Consider the following 18,293-nt stretch of genomic DNA (forward strand, 5'->3'; position numbering starts at 1 on the left):
CAACAAATAAATCATCCTTGCTTTGATGCGATCGCACCTAACAAGGCTCTTTTAGCCCGCGCAGGCACCGCTTTGTCCGTGTAGCCCCAGGCTTGAGCCTGCGGGTTTTTTGAAGGTTTTATTTTTTGGAGTTCCCTAATTGCGGGCCTCCCACTGCTGGGCCGCATTGGTGACCGCTTGATCCACCGACTGTTGACCCAACATGGCCCCCTGCAAATTATCGTAAATAATCCGTTGCAGTTGCTGGATATCTTCCATTGCTGGGATGAGGGCCTCTGCACTCTTGAGATCCCCGGCACTAATCAGGCGGGCGCGATCGATTTGGGAAGCATCAGCGGGTAATGCCTGAAAATGACTATCCTGGAGAGCTTGCAGGGTAGAAGGCAAGACGTTTGCATCCTTGGCAAAGGTCAACTGATTCTGATCATTGGTGACATATAGGGCAAACTTAACCGCTGCTTCTGGGACATCCGTATCCCGAGGGACCACCAAATTCATGACCGCTGCGGTTTTCTTGCCCGTTTCGCCGGTGATTTGGGGGGCCGCCGCCGAGACTTCAGCAATACTCGGGGCATTTTCGGCGATCGTCTTGAAAAATTGGGGTCCGGAACCGAGGATGGCAATTTCTCCCGCTTGATACAGTTGGACCGCTTGGCGATGTCCTTGGGTGAGGACTTCCCGAGGTAAGAGACCCTTTTCATAGAGGTCTACCCAATATTGAAACGCAGCGCGCCCTTCTGGGGTGTTAAAGGCAGCTTTACCTTGCTCATCCACCAGTTGCATTCCCATCTGGACCATCGATTCGAGGACCTCCGAGGAATCCCCGGGAACAAATGTCACAAAAAGGGCATATTTGCCGGTTCGGTCGCGAATTTGTTGGGCCACCTGGGCTAATTCCGCATAAGTGCTGGGGGGTTGGTCAATGCCCGCTTCGTTGAAGAGTTGGGTATTATAAATAGAAATTCGCGTGGTCAGATACCAGGGAATACCAAAGCTTTCGCCATTTAAGGTACTTGCTTTCCAGATATTGGGAAGATACTGCTGACGAATGTCAGCGGGGATTTGATCATCCAGAGTCAGCCATGCATTGCGACTGGCAAGAAGGGTGGCAAAATTAGGATTCAGGTTGACCACATCGGGGGCAGTTTTGGCCGAAACTGCGGCCAAAATCTTGCTTTCCATAGCGGACCAAGGCACGTCAACCCAACGCACTTTGATGTCAGGATTTTCCGATTCAAATGTGGCGATTAAGGTGTTGAAATAGTCCGTAAACTGGGGCTGGAGTTGCATTGTCCAAAATTCAACTTCCGCAGTACCCGAGGCGGGTTGGCTCGAATTGGAGCCAGTACCGGGAGTGCAGGCGATCGCCCAACTCAGTAACAACCCCGACAATACAAAGAGTCCAAAGCGTTTCCAACGGTTGATTCTTACTCTCATAACATCAGTAGCAAATGACCCATAGGGTCTGGTGAGATAACGAGCATCAGGGGAATTTGACCCAGGCAAAGCGTGCTGATCCTAACTTACATTGGGTAGATTATGAATACTCTATCCCCCGAGGGGACTGTTTTGCGAGACTCCCAGGTAGGGAGCGCCTTGGGCAGTGTCAGTCTGGGCTTGCTTGCTAAGATTAGGAAGAAGCACTGCCTGCTGTCACATAGGGTTTTGATGACTTTCAACTCACCCTCTTTCATTCAATATGGGACAAAACCGTGGTTAATTTCTTTAAAAAATTCCTGTCTAAAGGATCCAATGGAATTGGACTGGAAATTGCTCCAGAACGACTCAATATCGTGCAACTGCGTCAACAGGGTGCCTCTTATCAACTAGAAACCTATGCCACGGTGGAAGTCCCCGAAGGCGTTGTGGAAGAAGGGTTGATTGCGGACCCTCCGGAGATGGCTCAAATTATCCAAGAAACCCTAGCGGAACACAATTTAACGAATATTAAGCGGGTCGCTACTGCGGTCCCGGCGCGCGAAGGGGTGATTCGGATTATCCCAGTTCCCAAAGAACTGAATGATTTGGAATTGCGGGAGTACATGAACCAAGAGGCGGGACTCTATTTGCCGTTTCCCCGAGAAGAGGCGGATGTGGACTTCCAAAAGTTAGGGGAGTTCATGGATGAGGATGGCATCGAAAAGGTCCAGGTGCTGCTGGTGGCCACTCGCAAGGAAGTGACGGATACTTATATTAGTACCTTTCAAGAAGCTGGGTTAGGGATAGAAATTCTGGAGATTTCTAGTTTTGCCTTGTTACGGACCATTCGAGAACAACTGCTACAGTTGCCGCCAGAAGAGGCGGTGGTGCTGACGGATATTCAGTTTGATAGTACCGAAATTGCGATCGTGGTGGATGGGATTCCGCAATTTTCTCGAACCATCCCGATCGGGACCTATCAAGTACAAACGGCCCTATCCCAAGCGATGAATTTACCCCCTTCTCGCAATACAGATATGTTGCAGGGGATGACGATTCCGGCTAACCCAACAGAAAGTACGGGGTCAGGTACAATGGGGGGAGGAAGTAGCCCGGGAACGCAGGCTATTATTAAAGTGTTTTCTGAGTTAGGGGACGAACTGCGGCGCTCAATTGATTTTTATATGAATCAGAGCGAAGGATTGGAGGTCGGACAGCTCCTGCTGGCAGGACCGGGTGCATCGATTGGAGGGTTGGATGACTTTTTCAATCAGCGATTAAGTTTATTAAGCATCGTAGTAGATCCAGTGGAGAATTTAGCCCTGGAAGTAGACGAAGAAAAAATGCCCCTAATGCAGCGCCCAGGATTGGGAGTTGTGCTGGGGTTAGCCATGCGGGAGGCCAAATGAAATGTATAGTCTAGAAATTAATTTTCTCAACGATCGCGCTGATTATAAGCCCCCAGTCCCCCAAAAGACTCGGGCAGTTTCCTCTCGGCAACAAACGACGATGTTGATTGGGGGACTGGCGGCAGGGGTCTCGGCGATCGCCGTGGTTATGGGGGGATGGTTTGTGGTGAATAACCAAAATACCGAACTCAAGGGACAGTTGGCTAATCTGGAGAATCAATCCGGGAGTTTGGGTGCACAAGTTCAAGAGGTGGAAGCCATCAATGCTGAAATTCAGCAGTTGAATACCCAAATTACATTTTTTGCCAATATTTTCAATACGTCAGTCAAACCGATGTCAGCGCTGTTACAAGAACTGCGCGATCGCCTACCGCCCGGGGTGCAACTGGTTAATCTGAATCATCAGATTGAACAAGCGCCCCCAGAAGAAATTCAAGCCTCCTCACCCTGGACAAAAGTCCAACAAAAGATTGAGATCCGGGGATATGCCAAAACTTTTGATGATGTCAATGATTTTGTGCTGTCCCTGAAGCGATCGGCCTTTTTTAATGACAGTCAAACCCAGTTAATTGACGCCACCCTGGTAGACAATCCGGTGCAGGTAGAATGCGACCCCAGTTTCCAAGGTCAACAAGTTACCTGTCCCCCGACAGATTTTCAACTGCCAAAAGTAGTCGAATATAACATTAATGCCACGGTGAGCAACGTTCTGGCTTCAGAAATTCTCGCTGATCTCCAGCGAACTCGGGCTGAAGGACTGACCACTCGCATCAATTTACTCGAACAACAGGGGGTAATTCAACGATGACCGTCAGCGAACAGTTTATGGCAATGGAGGCAGCCCGGGCTGAAGAGGCTCCACCGCCAGGAAGTTATAAAATTGGTAGTTTTGTTCTCACCCCGCAAATTCAAGGGATTTTAATTGCCGTGCTCGGGTTGGGACTGGCTGGATTTGCAGCCTTTAAAATGCTCTTGCCTGCGATGGAAGAGCAGACGAACTTAAAGACGCAAATTGCTGCAAAAGAAGCCGAAATCGCAACTCAACAATCAAAAATCCGCCAAATGGACGAGGCTAGAGCGAATTTAGCCACAACCCAACAGCAAAAGGAAAATGTCTTAGCCTTATTTGCTCAGGGGGCTACCTTAGAAACTTTGCTGTTGGACATTAACCAAATTGTCAAGCAAAGTGGGGGAAATTTAGAATCCTTCAAGCCCCTAGAATCCAGCCCTAACGAGTGGATTTTTACCGAAGGCCCTGCCCAAGCTGGAGGCGCAGCAGCTCCTCCCCCAGCGGATCCAGCCGCTGCGCCCCCCCCGACGACACCTTCCTTAATGCTGTCCCAAGCGGTGGAAGGGAAGACAATGGAGCTGGAAATGGCGGGAACCTATCAGCAAACTCTAGATACCTTGCGACGGCTGGAACGCTTGCAACAAATGGTGGTATTTGGTGAATTTACCAGTACCTTGGGTGAAGGGAGTCAGAGGATTTTTGTCGATCCTGATGGTAAAATTACCGAACAGGCATCAGCAAATCTGGAAACCAATTTTAATTTGATAGCGGTGATGCCGTTACCACCTGAGCAGCTAAAAAATTTAGCAGCCCCACCGCCCCCACCAGCGGCGGCGGAAGGAGAACAACCACCGGCTCAATAACTCTGAAAATGGCGATCGCAGTTGTAGGAGTTTCAGGATATAAGGGCCAAGGCAGAGGAAATCCGGGGAGGGCGATCGCCACCCATTGCGGTACTGCTTTGTCCCTTTACAAAAATTTAAACCAAAAATCCGGATAGGGGAGTATGAATGAAACAAACCTATCCGTTTTTTGACAGTTAGGGATTGAAGCGCTATATAAGACTTTAATCGCAGTTTAATCAGAGTGGACTTTTTTTAAGGGAGGAGGGAACGGTGAAACAGCCTCATGCACTCGGGTGCTTATTCGGAGCTAGTGCGATCGTGGTCATGGCCAGCGCCCCAGCAATGGCAGTCACGCAAATCACAGGAGTGAACGTCAGTACCAGCGGTGGCGGAGTCCAGGTGATTTTGGATACCCAGGGGGGCGATCGGCCCCAAGTCTTTACCGTCAACCGAGGTACAGACGTTATTGCAGATATTATCAATACTCAACTCAGCCTACCCGGGGGTCAGAGCTTCCGTCAAAATAACCCCGCCCCAGGGATTGCCTCCATCGTCGTCACCCCCCTCGATGCTAATAGCGTCCGGGTGATCGTCAGTGGTAGCAGCAGCGCCCCAGAAGTAGCCATCAACCAAGCTGACGCTGCTGGAATCAATCTCGGTTTCAATACTGGAGGAGTGGCGGCATCTCCCAATCTCAGCCCTTCGACACCACCCCCACCCCCAGGCATGACGCCCCCCCCAGGCCTCCCATCGAGTCCAGACGTACTCGTGCCCAATCCGCAAATCACCATTGAGGGTGGCCCTGCTCCCATTGCCCGACCCAACCAGCCATCGGTCCCTCCATTTCAGCCGCGAGCCGTCGCTCCCCCCGTGGGTGATATCGCGGTTTCTAATGTTCCATCCGCTACACCTGAGATCAATCTAGGAGCCGGATCCACAGAAATTATCCCCCGGTTAGTGTTACGCGACGCATCGGTGCGAGATGTACTGTCCCTTTTAGCCCGAACTGCTGGACTGAATTTGGCCTATACACCGGGTGTCGCCGGCGCAGAGGGTCAGGCTCAACAACCTGGAGCCGAAGCAGATGATGCGAGTCCCAAAATTTCCCTAGATATTGAAAATGAGTCAGTTCAAGACGTTTTTAATTACATTATTCGTCTGAGTGCATTAGAGGCCAACCGGGTTGGAGACACTATTTTTGTCGGAATCCGACTGCCAGACGAAGCCCGAAATGTAGTGGTGCGGACTCTGAGGATGAATCAAGTTGCAGCCACTGATGCAGCAGGCTTTTTAACAGCACAGGGTGCGGAGACTCAGATTGCTAGGGAACGATTAGACATTATTACCATTGGTGAAGGGGCTGCCGCTCGAACGGTTGAATCGAGAACCCCAGAGATTTTAGCACTGCGAGCCACTCAAGGAGACGGTCCTTTATTGCTGAGTGGTTTATCCGTACTCACCAATGAAAGAATCAATGGGATTACCTTAGTAGGTCCCCCGAATAAAGTTGAAATTGCTACCTCATTTCTGAGTCAGTTAGATTTACGGCGTCGGCAAGTGGCCGTCAACGTCAAAATTGTTGATGTAGACCTCTTGGCAACGGACAACTTTAGCACCAGTTTCTCCTTCGGAATTAATGACAGTTTCTTTGTCAATGATGGAGGTGCAGCGGTTGCTAACTTTGGGGGGATTAATCCTCCTACAGCGAATACGGTTAGTAACAGAGAAAACCCCCTGGTTCCCCCAGTCTTGGCTAATCCACTGACAGGGGCAGGACTGCAGTTCGATCCGAACCAAACCACTCAAGTTCCGCTAACAGGTCCAGGAGCTGGGGCTCTCTTTTTACGTCCTGTTCCAGGAATTAGTACCGATCCTAGAGAGGTTCGCGTTTCCGACTATACGGTATTTGAAGTCGATCCTTCAACTGGGGTAATTACGCCCGGTACGGCAAACTTTAGTTTACCGACCCTCTTCCAATACCCCCAGAGGTTCCTGGCGCTTCTGCAAGCTCAGGTTGTGAGCGGGAATGCTAAAATCCTAACCGACCCAACGATGGTTGTTCAAGAAGGGGAGACTGCGCGATTATCTTTAACCCAGGAAGTCACTCAAACCGCTGTATTTCAACAAGTCAACGATGACACGGGGGTTGTAGAACTTGAACCCCGACCCCTTGTGGCCGATGCAGGCTTAACATTACTCGTTAGTGTCTCCAGAATTGATGATAATGGATTTGTAACCCTCAACCTCATTCCAAGTGTCTCTGCACCCACAGGTACTTCTGCGGATGGTTCAACCTTGTTATCAACCAGAACCCTGCAATCCGGTACGATTCGGATTCGAGACGGACAGACACTGATTCTATCGGGAATTATCCAAGATGTCGATCGCTCTTTCGTCAGTAAAATACCGATCCTCGGGGACCTGCCTCTGATTGGCTCTTTGTTCCGAAGCACTCAACGGGAGAATCGGCGACAAGAGGTGATCGTTCTGGTGACGCCTCAGATTTTGGATGATTCGGAAAATGCGGGCTTTGGTTTTGGGTATGCCCCTGGACAGGAGGTCCAGCAAATGCTGAATCAAAATCGGTAATTTTTGGGGGTGATCTGACCCTATTGCTGGCTTCTATTCCTTTCGGTTTATTTTTTGGGGTGACTTGCCGGACTAAAATCGAGAATTAATAAAACCTCCTGTTAACTAAAAAACAGGAGGTTTTATTGTTTTAAGGAGTTTTAGCGAATTAAATGTAGCTACAATTGTGTTACTTTTGAAGACAAGTTTTTGATGGATCCATTGGTGCGACCCGGGGGGAAAATGAAAAAAAAATCCTCAAATCTATATAAATTAAAGGTTTCACCGATCCATATTGGGTTGACACCCTTTAGAATAATGCAGTGAAAAGTCGAATCAGTGGGAGTTTCAGCGATTTATTTTGGCTGACTCCCTTAAACTACCTAAGAGACCTTGTAAATTGCCCTGGCAATTTAGGTCCCTTGGATTCGCTCATATCAACCTGTACGGAGTAACAAAATGAACAAAGGTGAACTCGTCGATGTTGTAGCTGAGAAGGCTAACGTCACCAAGAAACAAGCGGATGCAGTCCTGACTGCCGCCCTCGATGCGATTATCGAAGCGGTCTCTTCTGGGGATAAAGTCACCCTGGTGGGATTTGGCTCCTTTGAAGCTCGTGAGCGCAAAGCGCGTGAAGGTCGCAACCCCAAAACCGGCGACAAAATGGAAATTCCAGCCACCAAGGTCCCTGCCTTCTCTGCTGGTAAGTTCTTTAAAGAAAAAGTCGCTCCTAAGTAAGGGAGTCACATCCCGATCGCCCTTTGAATCAGCCAAAGCATGGGGGGAATTTAGCCTGGGCCGCAACTCTGGCAGGCTGTCCCCCTTCCTCTATCCTCGATTTCTCGGCCAGCATCAGTCCGTTGGGGCCGCCCCCATCGGTCAATGCGGCGATTCACAGTCACTTGGGCGAACTGCGAAACTACCCTGACCCCAGCTACTATTCCTTGCGATCGCAGTTGGGTCAGGCTTGTAGTCTTCCTCCCGAGTGGATCCTGCCCGGTAATGGGGCCGCAGAGTTGTTAACCTGGGCAGGATACTCACTCTCGACCCTGCCGACGACGTTTCTGTTAACCCCCGCCTTTGGCGATTACCGTCGGTGTCTACAAACCTTTGGCGCAACGGTGGTGGATTGTCCCCTGTTGGGAGATGAGGAAGGGGGATTCCTGGGGGTGGGTGAAGCGACAGCTAAAACCCCCTCGGGATTAGACTGCCTCATTCCTAAATTGCAGCAGCAGCAAGCCCCAAGGGGTCTGTTGCTGAATAATCCGCACAATCCCACGGGAAAACTGTTTTCAAAAACCGCAATTCTGCCCTACCTGGAGCATTTTGCTCTGGTGGTGGTGGATGAAGCCTTTATGGATTTTCTCCCCCCAGGGGACCAGGAAAGTTTGGTCAGTGTGATCCAGGATTATCCCAATTTAGTGATTCTGCGATCGCTGACGAAGTTTTACTCTATGCCTGGACTCCGCCTGGGTTATGCGATCGCCCATCCCGACTGCCTCCAACCCTGGCAACAGTGGCGCGACCCCTGGCCGGTCAATATCCTAGCAGCGGCTGCCGGGGAAGCAGTAGTCCAGGATACGGCCTTTCAGGAACAAACTTGGGCCTGGTTGCCCCCCGCGCGATCGCAACTGTTTGACGGGTTATCCAGAATCCCCGGATTGCAGCCCCTGCCTGCATCAGCGAATTTCTTACTGGTGCGATCGCAGCATTCCTGTTCCCAACTCCAACGGGACTTACTCACCCGTCACCGCATCCTAATCCGGGACTGCCTGAGCTTTCCCGAACTCGGCGATCGCTATTTCCGCGTTGCCGTGCGTCTCCCGAACGAAAACCAGCGCCTGATTGCCGCCTTAACCGATATTTTGTCTTAGATTGGGGAATCGAACACCGTGAGCTTGGATTACGATTTAGTCGTTATTGGCGGCACTCGCCCGGGAATAGAAGCGGCGATCGCAGCCGCCAAACTGCAAGCGCGAGTGGCCCTGGTCCAACCGCCTCAACAGGCCGTGAATGCCCCGCCATTCTCTGAAGGGACAGGGCCTTTACAAACCGCAGAGTTATTTGATTCCCCTTCCATTCTCTGGGGTGCGCCATTTCCCAAGGACCTCCCGGAACTGGCCCGCGCCCTGGAGCAGTCAACCCAGGCCCTAGCATCCCTGGGGGAGGAACGGTCCCCGGCAGTTCTCGCCTCTCTCGGCATTGATGTGATTGCAGAGGCGGGAGAGTTTATTTCATTACCACAACTTTCTCTGAATGTCAAGACTAGACGCCTAATTTCTCGCCATTATTTATTAGCCCCCAGTTTTCGGTCAGCGATTCCTGACATTCCGGGACTGGCAACCACGGGATACCTCACCCGGGAAACCTTCCATCACTTCATCGAAGGAACCCTCCCGAATAGCATTGCAATTATTGGCAGCGATCCGAATGGCATTGAACTGGCACAAATCCTCATTCGGTTGGGAATTGCCGTCACTCTGATTACTTCTGCACCCCAGATTTTGCCGAAAGAAGACCCTGAAGCGGCGCAATTGATTCAGGCGCAACTCGAAGCAGATGGGATTCTTGTCCTGACTGATACCCCAGTTATGGCCGTTAAATCGAGTCCAAGGAAAAAGATTGTTCAGACTGAAAACCGGGCGATCGCCTGCGATGAAATTTTCCTCGCCTGTGGTTTCCAGTCGAATATTGACGGACTAAACTTAGAAAGCGTAGGGGTGAAATTTTACCGGACTCCCCTAGGTCAAAGAGTGCAACTTAATGCTAAATTACAAACGACCAACCCGCGAATTTATGGCTGTGGGAACCTAGCTGGGGGCTATCCCCTCGTTAATGTAGCCCGCCATGAAGCGGAAATTGCGGTCAAAAATGCCTTGTTTTTCCCCCGTCATCGGGTGAAGTATTGGGGGCTTCCTTGGGCCTTCCAGACCTATCCTGAAATGGCCCGAGTGGGACTGACTGAACCCCAAGCGAAACGTCGATATGAAGATGTGGTTGTTTTGAAGCAATATTTTAAAGGCATTGCTGGGGGTCGATTGCAGGAAGAAACCACGGGGTTTTGTAAGGTATTGGTCCGGAAAAATGGAGAGATTGTGGGCACTCATATTTTGGGACCAGGCGCATCGGAACTGATTCACAGTTTTGCGTTAGGGATGCAAAACAATTTGAAGGTTGAGGCGATCGCTGCTTTACCCCATATTTGGCCCAGTCTGTCTGAGATTAATCAAAAAACTGCCGAACTCTGGCAGGAGGGACGGTTCAAGGATAATACGTTCTGGCAAAATCTTCTTGACATTTGGTTTAATTGGCGGCGATAATTCCCTGACGAAGGGATAAATAGGTAAAACGCAGGGAATTATGGGGTTCAGTCCAGAGTGCAGGTTCACTTGATCTAATCTCTATCTCATCTCTTAAAAAGGGCAAAAAGACTGTCTATGAAAATTCTGGGAATTTCCGGTTACTATCACGATAGCGCGGCGGCTTTAGTGATTGAGGGTGATATTATTGCGGCAGCACAGGAAGAAAGATTTTCGAGGAAAAAGCATGATGCTAGATTTCCTCAGAGTGCGATTTCCTATTGCCTTCAGGAGGCAAATATCTCCCTGAATGAGTTAGACCAAATTATCTTTTATGATAAACCCCTGGTTAAGTTTGAGCGGCTGTTAGAAACCTATTTGTCTTATGCACCGAGAGGGTTTCGTTCTTTTATTGCTGCCATGCCAGTTTGGTTAAAAGAGAAACTCTATTTAAAAACTATTTTAAAACAAGAATTGGCTAAATTGGCAGGATGCAAAACCTCCCAATTGCCGCAGCTTTTATTTACCGAACATCACCAAGCTCATGCGGCAAGTGCCTTTTTCCCGAGTCCGTTTCAACGGGCGGCAGTGATGTGTTTGGATGGGGTGGGAGAATGGGCAACTACTTCGGTTTGGTTGGGAGATGGCAATCAACTGATTCCCCAATGGGAAATTGATTTTCCCCACTCTCTTGGATTGCTCTATTCGGCGTTTACTTATTACACCGGATTTAAGGTGAATTCGGGAGAGTATAAATTGATGGGATTAGCGCCTTATGGCGAACCCAAATATATTGATAAAATCCTGAATCATTTGTTGGATTTAAGAGATGATGGCACTTTCCGGTTGAATATGGATTATTTCAACTATGCGACGGGTTTAACCATGACCAATCGCAAGTTTGATGCGTTATTTGGAGGACCGCCTCGCCGTCCGGAAGGGAAGTTAACTCAGAAAGAAATGGATATCGCGAGTTCGATTCAATATGTCACGGAAGAGGTGGTATTGCGTCTGGCGAAGACGGTGCATAAAGAGTTGGATGTGGATTATTTGTGTCTAGCGGGAGGGGTGGCGTTAAATTGTGTTGCCAATGGTAGATTGTTGCGGGAAAGCGCTTTTAAGGGAATTTGGATTCAACCGGCAGCAGGAGATGCCGGAGGGGCATTAGGGGCAGCTTTGGCGGGTTGGTATCAGTATGGTGAACAACCTCGGGTGGTGAATCCGGAGATTGAAGACTCGCCCAAGCAGAATTTAACTGTGGCCGATCGCATGAAAGGCTCTTATTTAGGACCGAAGTTTGGAAATGAGGAAATCCGGTCTTATTTGGATACAGTTCAGGCGAAATATTATCGGTTAGATGATGAGGAATTGCTGCCTCGATTAGGGGACATTTTAGCCGATGAAAATGTGGTGGGATGGTTCCAAGGACGGATGGAATTTGGTCCTCGGGCGTTAGGCGGGCGATCGATTATTGGTGACCCGCGCAGTGCTAAAATGCAGTCGGTGATGAACCTGAAAATTAAATATCGGGAGTCATTTCGACCTTTTGCCCCTTCGGTGTTGAGCGATCGCGTTTCCGATTACTTTGAAATAGAGTCCGCGAGTCCTTATATGCTGTTGGTGGCGGAGGTGAAAGAAGGGTTACGGATTCCGATGACAGCGGAACAGGAGTTATTATTTGGGATTGAAAAACTGAATGTGCCGCGATCGCAAATTCCGGCGGTGACTCATGTGGATTATTCTGCCCGAATTCAAACGGTGCACCCAGAAACCAATCCTCGTTACTATGAGTTAATCCGTCAATTTGAAGCGAAAACCGGCTGTGGGGTGTTGGTGAATACCTCGTTTAATGTGCGCGGTGAACCAATTGTTTGTACCCCAGAAGATGCCTATCGCTGTTTTATGCGAACGGAGATGGATTATTTGGTAATTGAGAATTTCTTGTTACCGAAGAGTGAGCAGATTCCTTGGAAAAAGGATGAGTCTTGGAAGCAAGAATTTGAGTTAGATTAGGGGAAAAAGCCCGCACCCTAAAGGGTGGGGCTATACGGACGAAGCCCGCCTGCGCGGGCTGAAGAGAAGCCCGCATCTGAAGGGTGGGGCTATACGGACGAAGCCCGCCTGCGCGGGCTGAAGAGAAGCCCGCACCCTGAAGGGTGGGGCTATACGGACGAAGCCCGCCTGCGCGGGCTATTTTGGGAAAAAAGTTCTTTTATTTTTGATGGCTGATGCCTTGGTTATGACTCATACGATTCCGAAGCTGGATAAAAAAGGATTGCGTGAATTTGGACTGGTTACTGGGGCAATTTTTGTAGGGTTGTTCGGGTTATTGATTCCCTGGATTCGCGATCATTCTCTGCCGATTTGGCCTTGGATTGTGGCCGGGGTGTTGTGGGTTTGGGCGTTAATTGCTCCGAAAACGTTAGAACCTGTTTATCACGGTTGGATGAAGGTTGGACTGGTTCTAGGGGCGATTAATAGCCGGATTATTTTAGGGATTATTTTCTATTTGTTGTTGATGCCGATGGGATTAGCCATGCGGGGGGTGTTTAAGAAAGACCCGATGGCACGTCGGTTGGATGCGAAGCTAGAGAGTTACCGAGTTTCTAGCACCCTGAGAAATCGAGAAAGTATGGAGAGACCTTTTTAATGTTTGAAGCCACTTGGGATTTTGTTAAGGATTTATGGGGATTTTTAAGGGAGCGTAAAAAATACTGGTTGGCTCCTTTGATTATTACCTTGGTGTTACTGGGTGCGGTGATTGTGTTGACTCAGGCATCAGCGATCGCCCCGTTTATTTACACGTTGTTTTAACGGTTGCCTGTCGGGAATTGATGTAGGAGATCGGGAGCAAGATGCTCCCACTCCTGGTAATTTTTATCCTACTTCATTGAAATGGGCTGATTAATTTATGAAAAAATTGACTGAGTTACGAAAAAATTTGCCTGAAATTATTAAAATTGCTTTAATTAATTTGGTTTTTTTGGCAATTTTTATCGAGTTAGGGGCGGCGGCTTTATATTGGAGCAAAAATAAACAACTGTTTTATACTCGAAGCGAGAATCAAACTGACGAGGCGATCGCCCAGTTGGGATTGCCGATTAATCCAACCACAACCGATGAAACCATCCTAGAAAGACTTCATCCCTTTTTCGGATATGTTTTGAAACCCAATATGCCTATAAATCTGGAGTTTTCTACTCGGATTTTCAGCATTAATAATTTGGGGTTTCCCGCCGATTATGACTATCCCTTTATTCGCCAAAACTCCAATCAAGTGATTATTGGCGTGTTTGGCGGTTCGGTGGCGAGTAACTTTTCGATGTATGAAATCGAAAATCAAGTGCTGGCTAAAACTCTGAAAGAAAAAATTCCCGAGTTAGCCAATAAAGAAATCATTATTCTGCCTTTTGCCTTGGGAGGGTATAAGCAACCGCAACAACTGTTGATTTTAAATTATATCTTGTCTTTGGGACAGGAGTTTGATTTCGTCATTAATATTGATGGATTTAATGAAGTTGCCCTGTCTAATCTGAATTACCAGGAAAATATTGCGCTTTCCATGCCGAGTATTCAGCATTTGTTGCCGCTGCGGGATGTTGCCAGTAATAATTTAGGGGTGGATGAACTGAGTGCGATCGCCAAAATTGTAGAAAATCGAGAAGAGTTAAGGCAAAGGCAGGAAACCTTACAAAAAAGTAAATTAGCTTCTACTTATTTATTCCGAGTTGTTTCTACTCAGGCAGCGGCGAAGAACTATCAAGAGAACTTGATGGAATTTGAGAAAATCCGAGGGCAAAAACAACAAAATCCCCAACAAGATTTTATACTCCGGATTGAAAATGCCCGGGAAGCGGTGGATGTAGATACAGCATTTAACCGGATGGCAGAGTTATGGGCAAATTCATCGCGGTTGATGAAGGAATCTTTGGAGAATCAAAATAGTCTGTATTTCCATTTTATCCAACCTAATCAGTATTATCCCACCGGGCGATCGTTTAGTGAGGATGAGCGAAAAATAGCCATTGTTGACAATCATCCCTATGAAGTTGGGGTGCAGAAAGGCTATCCAGTTTTATTACAAACCGTGGAAAAGTTAAAAACAGAAAATATTCCAATTTTTAACGCAACCCAAATTTTTGATGACGTCAATGAGATAGTTTACATCGATAGTTGTTGCCATTACAATAAAGCCGGAAATCAAGTTTTTGCCACTTATATTGCTGATTCAATTGTGGAATTTATCAATCAAAATGCTGAAGTAAAAAAACGCTGGCAATAAGAATTTTACCTGAGTTTTAAAGCCTGGAATATCAGAGCCAATCCGGGTATTAAAAGCCGTTTTTACTCTTGACGCCGCGCAGGAGAGGCTCTGTCCGTATAGCCGCACCCTTAAGGGTGCGGGGTTTTAACTATTTTTTCTATAACAGGCACTAAATTTTCAAACAAAATATCTGCCGCAAATTGGTTACCTGCTTTATTCCAATGGGTATCATTTTTGAGATAAAGCGGCTGATTCTTTTGTTCTGCCCGAAATTCATCTAACAAATCGATATAAGGAATTCCCTGATTGTCCAGATATTCTTTGAGAATTTTTTGAGCTAAAAATAAATCAAAGTCTTCGGGGTTTAAATTCCCGGTTTGAAAAATTTTCTGAGTGAGACTCTCATCCACCTGAAAGGCAGCGGGATAGATGGCTACTATAAACTTGGTGTTGTTAGACTTGAGTAATTCTGCGATCGCGGCGATATTCTCGAAAATTAACTGAATTCGGTCTTGATATTTTCCAGATTCATAGTTTTGGATATTATAAAAATCTAACATCTGCATTTCTATGTTCAAATAGGTTGCTTCCGGCAATCCTGGAGAATACCAATGATACTTTAATGGGGGTTTATTTTTCGGGTCTTCTTCTTCCGCTTCAGCATTGTTAGATTTAGGGCTGGTTAGAGAGGTAAAAAGGTTTTGCCTTGTTTTCTGAAAGATTTTGTACTTTTGCTGGATGAGTAAAAGTAGCCGAGATTGCGGGATAATCGGATATCCAAAAATGATTAATTCTTGTTGGGTATGAATATCAAAATAAATGTCATTCACAATGATTCTTTTACGGTCCGGTTGAGCATCATGGAAATCATTGCCCGCGAAAAACCCTAAAATTACTAGGTCCGGTTGGTATTGCATTCCATATTTTTCTAGAATTTTTCGCTGTTCTCCCGTATGGGTCATGGAATAACCGGCATTAATGACTTCAATTTTATTTTCTCCAAACTGGTGAACAAGTTGATTGTCCAAAACGGCGGTGTAATTTTCTAATAACCCGCCTACCCAACCATAAGAATCTCCTAGAATTAACAGTCGAGTTGTTTCAGGAGTTCGGTCTAGGGGATAATCGCGATCGTTAAAGCCAAATTGGTTAGATCCTTTGGTATAGGGTCGAACTCGAAATCCAATATCTGGATCGTATTGAAAAAACCCTTTAAATAAATAAGGTTCGAGAATAATCATTAAAAATTCTACGACCAATAAGGGTAAAATAACCCATAAACCAGTTAACAGTAAAAATTGATATGATTTCTTTTTCACGGTTGGGATGAATTTAAGCATCGTTGATTTTCTTTTAAAAAGAAACAAATAAAGTTAGGCCGGTAGCCGGTGGAGAATTTTTCCGGGGGGGGAAACCCAGAAACTTTTTTAAACCGGATTAGGTCTAATTCAAAACAGGAGACTTGACTCGCAACTGTTACTCAACTCTGTTCATCCTTGATTAATTAAGTAATGGGTGAAATTGGATTTCCCGGGTTAATTCTACCCGGCATGACTAATATTTTATCAACCCGATTTCCATCCATATCCATGACTTCAAATCGAAATTCTGCCCATTCAAAATGGTCGGCAGCGATTGGAATTCGTCCCAGATGGGTGATGACGAATCCTCCCAAGGTGTGATAGTTACCTTGTTGTTCTCCGGGTAACTCTTGCAAATTAAAAACTTCCCGGAATTTTTCAATCGAGACCATGCCATCTAATAACCAGGACCCATCCTCGCGCTGGACAATTTGCAAGTCATCCGGTTGATTTACTGAGGGCATATCCCCGACGATCGCCTCTAAAATATCATTCAAGGTCACCAATCCCTGAATGACGCCATATTCATCGACGGCTAAGGCAATATGAGTGCCGGTTTGTTTGAATAACTCTAAGACTTTGAGGGCTTTGGTATGTTCAGGAACGAACAAAGGCTGACGCAACGCAGCGGTGAGGTCGATGGGTTGGGAGAGCAGAGAACGGGCCAATAAATCATTAATCTGAATCACCCCCAACACATTATCCAACACATTTTGACAGACCGGAAACCGGGTGTGGGTACTGCTAATAATCTTCTGTCGGTTCTCTTCTATTGAATCCTCTAAATTCAACCAAATCACATCCGGTCGAGGGGTCATTAATGAACTCACGCGCCGTTCATCTAAACGAAAAACACGCTCAACCATCGCCTGTTCTTCTTCCTCAAACGCACCCGTTTCTGTTCCTTGTTCGAGTAAGATTTTAATTTCTTCTTCGATGACTTGGGGTTCATTAGAGGGTTGAGTTCTCAACAGTCGCAATACCAAATCCGTAGAAGCACTCAACAAATGAACCACGGGGGCACCAATGCGCCCCAGCAATCGCATGGGAATCGCAATCCGGGTGGCAATTCGTTCGGGATTGTTTAACGCGAGGCGTTTGGGGACCAGTTCCCCGAGAATCAGAGACAGGTAAGTAATGCTAACCACCACAATTAACAGGGCAACGGCCCCTTTATAAGGCACCATCACCGGAAGACGATCCAACAGAACCACCACGTTCTCGGCAATGGTGGCACCGCCAAAGGCCCCAGCAAAGATCCCCACTAAAGTAATCCCAATTTGGACCGTGGAGAGGAAACGATTGGGGGAATTTGCCAATTCTAAGGCGACTCTGGCCTTACGGTCTCCCTGATTCGCCCATTGTTGCAGTCGGGCCTTCCTTGCCGAAACGAGGGCAATTTCAGACATGGCAAATATCCCGTTGATGAGGATCAGGAGTAAGATGATCAGAATTTCCAGGGTAAAAGAATTCATGTTGTGTGGAATTTGCCTCGGGTTTCGGCGAATATGGCGATCGCACTCTAGGATGAGGGGCGATCGCCACAGTGGACAGATGCATTTAGTGCCAGATTCTATGTAGTCTACATTCTATCCAAAAAAAAGACCCTCTTAATGGTTTAGGAGGGTCTTTACAATTTAATCAGGGTCAGGGTTTCGGGTGCAAAATTCGCATCAATTCGTTGAACAATAACTCAACACCTTTAGCAGCAGTTTGACTACAGATTAATTTCCCAAACCGCTTTCTCGCTTCACCCTTTTTCACGGCTGTCGAGGTCTTCCCGTCTCCTCCCACCAACTCGCCAAAATCAAGTGCAAGGGTTAAACTCTGTTCAACCTGCCTGACGATCGCCGGGGAAAGCAAGGGACCTAGTGCAGGGTGGCGAAAGAACATGAGCAGCTTATTCCGGATCGGAGAATCCTTCAAACTTCCACAGGAATGGTTGAGCTAGGGTGCGGTTGAAGTAAGCGATAAATTCTAAAATCTGCTGCTTGAGGTCGTCAGTGCTCGTAAAGTTTCCCCGTCGGATGAGGCGACGGGTTAAGATACTGAACCAACACTCAATTTGGTTTAACCACGAAGTGTGCTTCGGTAAATAAACAAAGCGAATCTGATGGGTGGGCTCCCTCAAAAATTCGGCCCGAGTTTTCATAGGAATGAAAATTTAATAACTTCACTATCTACTCAATTGTCGGAACCAGGGCTATTTCATTCTGAACAACTCCTTAAGTAATTTAAGGCCAAATCCCGTGCGACGTTGGGCTTGAGCCATATTATTAAATCCATAATCGCGGTATATATTAAGTGCAAAATTTCGAGCAACTGTCCAAATTTGAAC

17 protein-coding genes are annotated in these 18,293 nt (G+C 47.3%); 12 read left to right on the forward strand and 5 right to left on the reverse strand.

The genetic code is table 11. From position 1 onward, the window contains the following. Window positions 1-135: 135 nt before the first annotated feature. Complete coding sequence (locus NG833_RS16455) at window positions 136-1,437, reverse strand: ABC transporter substrate-binding protein (RefSeq protein ID WP_254566372.1); 1,302 nt, start codon at window positions 1,435-1,437, stop codon at window positions 136-138. Window positions 1,438-1,712: 275 nt separating this feature from the next. On the opposite strand from NG833_RS16455, the gene pilM reads away from it, so the two are divergent. The 12 genes from pilM to NG833_RS16510 all read left to right on the forward strand — a co-directional run bounded on the left by pilM (window position 1,713) and on the right by NG833_RS16510 (window position 14,612). Further along, window positions 1,713-2,828 carry a type IV pilus assembly protein PilM gene (gene pilM / locus NG833_RS16460; protein WP_254566373.1) on the forward strand — a complete coding sequence of 372 codons (1,116 nt, stop codon included), beginning with the start codon at window positions 1,713-1,715 and terminating at the stop codon, window positions 2,826-2,828. Between the two features lies 1 nt (window position 2,829). Further along, window positions 2,830-3,636, forward strand: coding sequence for a PilN domain-containing protein (locus NG833_RS16465; protein ID WP_254566374.1), 807 nt, complete (start codon window positions 2,830-2,832; stop codon window positions 3,634-3,636). Beyond that, window positions 3,633-4,481 (forward strand): type 4a pilus biogenesis protein PilO, encoded by an 849-nt coding sequence (gene pilO / locus NG833_RS16470; protein WP_254566375.1) that lies wholly within the window; start codon window positions 3,633-3,635, stop codon window positions 4,479-4,481. The genes NG833_RS16465 and pilO overlap by 4 nt, the downstream gene beginning before the upstream one ends. A gap of 8 nt (window positions 4,482-4,489) precedes the next feature. Then, complete coding sequence (locus NG833_RS30475) at window positions 4,490-4,618, forward strand: hypothetical protein (RefSeq protein WP_256556024.1); 129 nt, start codon at window positions 4,490-4,492, stop codon at window positions 4,616-4,618. Window positions 4,619-4,733: 115 nt separating this feature from the next. After that, a complete protein-coding gene (locus NG833_RS16475) occupies window positions 4,734-7,052 on the forward strand; it encodes an AMIN domain-containing protein (protein WP_309143856.1) in 2,319 nt (772 codons plus the stop codon). 405 nt (window positions 7,053-7,457) lie between these two features. Further along, the gene (locus NG833_RS16480; RefSeq protein ID WP_309143857.1) at window positions 7,458-7,769 is read left to right on the forward strand and encodes an HU family DNA-binding protein; all 312 of its coding nucleotides are present in this window, start codon (window positions 7,458-7,460) and stop codon (window positions 7,767-7,769) included. Window positions 7,770-7,792: 23 nt separating this feature from the next. Further along, entirely contained in the window at window positions 7,793-8,905 is a 1,113-nt protein-coding gene (gene cobD, locus NG833_RS16485; protein ID WP_254566377.1) for a threonine-phosphate decarboxylase CobD, read from the forward strand. 18 nt (window positions 8,906-8,923) lie between these two features. Next, window positions 8,924-10,351: an NAD(P)/FAD-dependent oxidoreductase gene (locus NG833_RS16490; RefSeq protein ID WP_254566378.1), complete on the forward strand. Its 1,428-nt coding sequence runs from the start codon at window positions 8,924-8,926 to the stop codon at window positions 10,349-10,351. A 117-nt stretch (window positions 10,352-10,468) separates the two neighbouring features. Beyond that, window positions 10,469-12,343: a carbamoyltransferase gene (locus NG833_RS16495; RefSeq protein ID WP_254566379.1), complete on the forward strand. Its 1,875-nt coding sequence runs from the start codon at window positions 10,469-10,471 to the stop codon at window positions 12,341-12,343. Window positions 12,344-12,551: 208 nt separating this feature from the next. Further along, window positions 12,552-12,980, forward strand: coding sequence for an SxtJ family membrane protein (locus NG833_RS16500; protein ID WP_254566380.1), 429 nt, complete (start codon window positions 12,552-12,554; stop codon window positions 12,978-12,980). After that, a complete protein-coding gene (locus NG833_RS16505) occupies window positions 12,980-13,144 on the forward strand; it encodes a DUF5989 family protein (RefSeq protein WP_254566381.1) in 165 nt (54 codons plus the stop codon). The genes NG833_RS16500 and NG833_RS16505 overlap by 1 nt, the downstream gene beginning before the upstream one ends. A 97-nt stretch (window positions 13,145-13,241) precedes the next feature. After that, window positions 13,242-14,612 carry a hypothetical protein gene (locus tag NG833_RS16510; protein ID WP_254566382.1) on the forward strand — a complete coding sequence of 457 codons (1,371 nt, stop codon included), beginning with the start codon at window positions 13,242-13,244 and terminating at the stop codon, window positions 14,610-14,612. A gap of 110 nt (window positions 14,613-14,722) precedes the next feature. On the opposite strand, the gene NG833_RS16515 is transcribed toward NG833_RS16510, so the two are convergent. The 4 genes from NG833_RS16515 to NG833_RS16530 form a co-directional block, all read right to left on the reverse strand. Continuing rightward, window positions 14,723-15,934 carry a GDSL-type esterase/lipase family protein gene (locus NG833_RS16515; RefSeq protein WP_254566383.1) on the reverse strand — a complete coding sequence of 404 codons (1,212 nt, stop codon included), beginning with the start codon at window positions 15,932-15,934 and terminating at the stop codon, window positions 14,723-14,725. A gap of 164 nt (window positions 15,935-16,098) precedes the next feature. Next, entirely contained in the window at window positions 16,099-17,430 is a 1,332-nt protein-coding gene (locus tag NG833_RS16520) for a hemolysin family protein (protein ID WP_254566384.1), read from the reverse strand. A 172-nt stretch (window positions 17,431-17,602) separates the two neighbouring features. After that, a complete protein-coding gene (locus NG833_RS16525; protein WP_254566385.1) occupies window positions 17,603-17,848 on the reverse strand; it encodes a hypothetical protein in 246 nt (81 codons plus the stop codon). A 7-nt stretch (window positions 17,849-17,855) separates the two neighbouring features. Beyond that, entirely contained in the window at window positions 17,856-18,107 is a 252-nt protein-coding gene (locus NG833_RS16530; RefSeq protein WP_254566386.1) for a transposase, read from the reverse strand. Window positions 18,108-18,293: the final 186 nt, after the last annotated feature.

Origin of the sequence: Oscillatoria sp. HE19RPO (genome assembly GCF_024220515.1) — a bacterium.
In the GTDB taxonomy this organism is placed as follows: domain Bacteria; phylum Cyanobacteriota; class Cyanobacteriia; order Cyanobacteriales; family Laspinemataceae; genus Laspinema.

Bases quoted from the DNA above. Each gene is read 5' to 3' on its own strand.
- NG833_RS16500 (WP_254566380.1), top strand. From the start codon at position 12,552: ATGGCTGATGCCTTGGTTATGACTCATACGATTCCGAAGCTGGATAAA.
- NG833_RS16455 (WP_254566372.1), bottom strand. From the start codon at position 1,437: ATGAGAGTAAGAATCAACCGTTGGAAACGCTTTGGACTCTTTGTATTG.
- NG833_RS16525 (WP_254566385.1), bottom strand. From the start codon at position 17,848: ATGTTCTTTCGCCACCCTGCACTAGGTCCCTTGCTTTCCCCGGCGATC.
- NG833_RS16510 (WP_254566382.1), top strand. From the start codon at position 13,242: ATGAAAAAATTGACTGAGTTACGAAAAAATTTGCCTGAAATTATTAAA.
- NG833_RS16465 (WP_254566374.1), top strand. From the start codon at position 2,830: ATGTATAGTCTAGAAATTAATTTTCTCAACGATCGCGCTGATTATAAG.
- NG833_RS16495 (WP_254566379.1), top strand. From the start codon at position 10,469: ATGAAAATTCTGGGAATTTCCGGTTACTATCACGATAGCGCGGCGGCT.
- NG833_RS16530 (WP_254566386.1), bottom strand. From the start codon at position 18,107: ATGAAAACTCGGGCCGAATTTTTGAGGGAGCCCACCCATCAGATTCGC.
- NG833_RS30475 (WP_256556024.1), top strand. From the start codon at position 4,490: ATGGCGATCGCAGTTGTAGGAGTTTCAGGATATAAGGGCCAAGGCAGA.
- NG833_RS16520 (WP_254566384.1), bottom strand. From the start codon at position 17,430: ATGAATTCTTTTACCCTGGAAATTCTGATCATCTTACTCCTGATCCTC.
- pilO (WP_254566375.1), top strand. From the start codon at position 3,633: ATGACCGTCAGCGAACAGTTTATGGCAATGGAGGCAGCCCGGGCTGAA.
- NG833_RS16515 (WP_254566383.1), bottom strand. From the start codon at position 15,934: ATGCTTAAATTCATCCCAACCGTGAAAAAGAAATCATATCAATTTTTA.
- NG833_RS16505 (WP_254566381.1), top strand. From the start codon at position 12,980: ATGTTTGAAGCCACTTGGGATTTTGTTAAGGATTTATGGGGATTTTTA.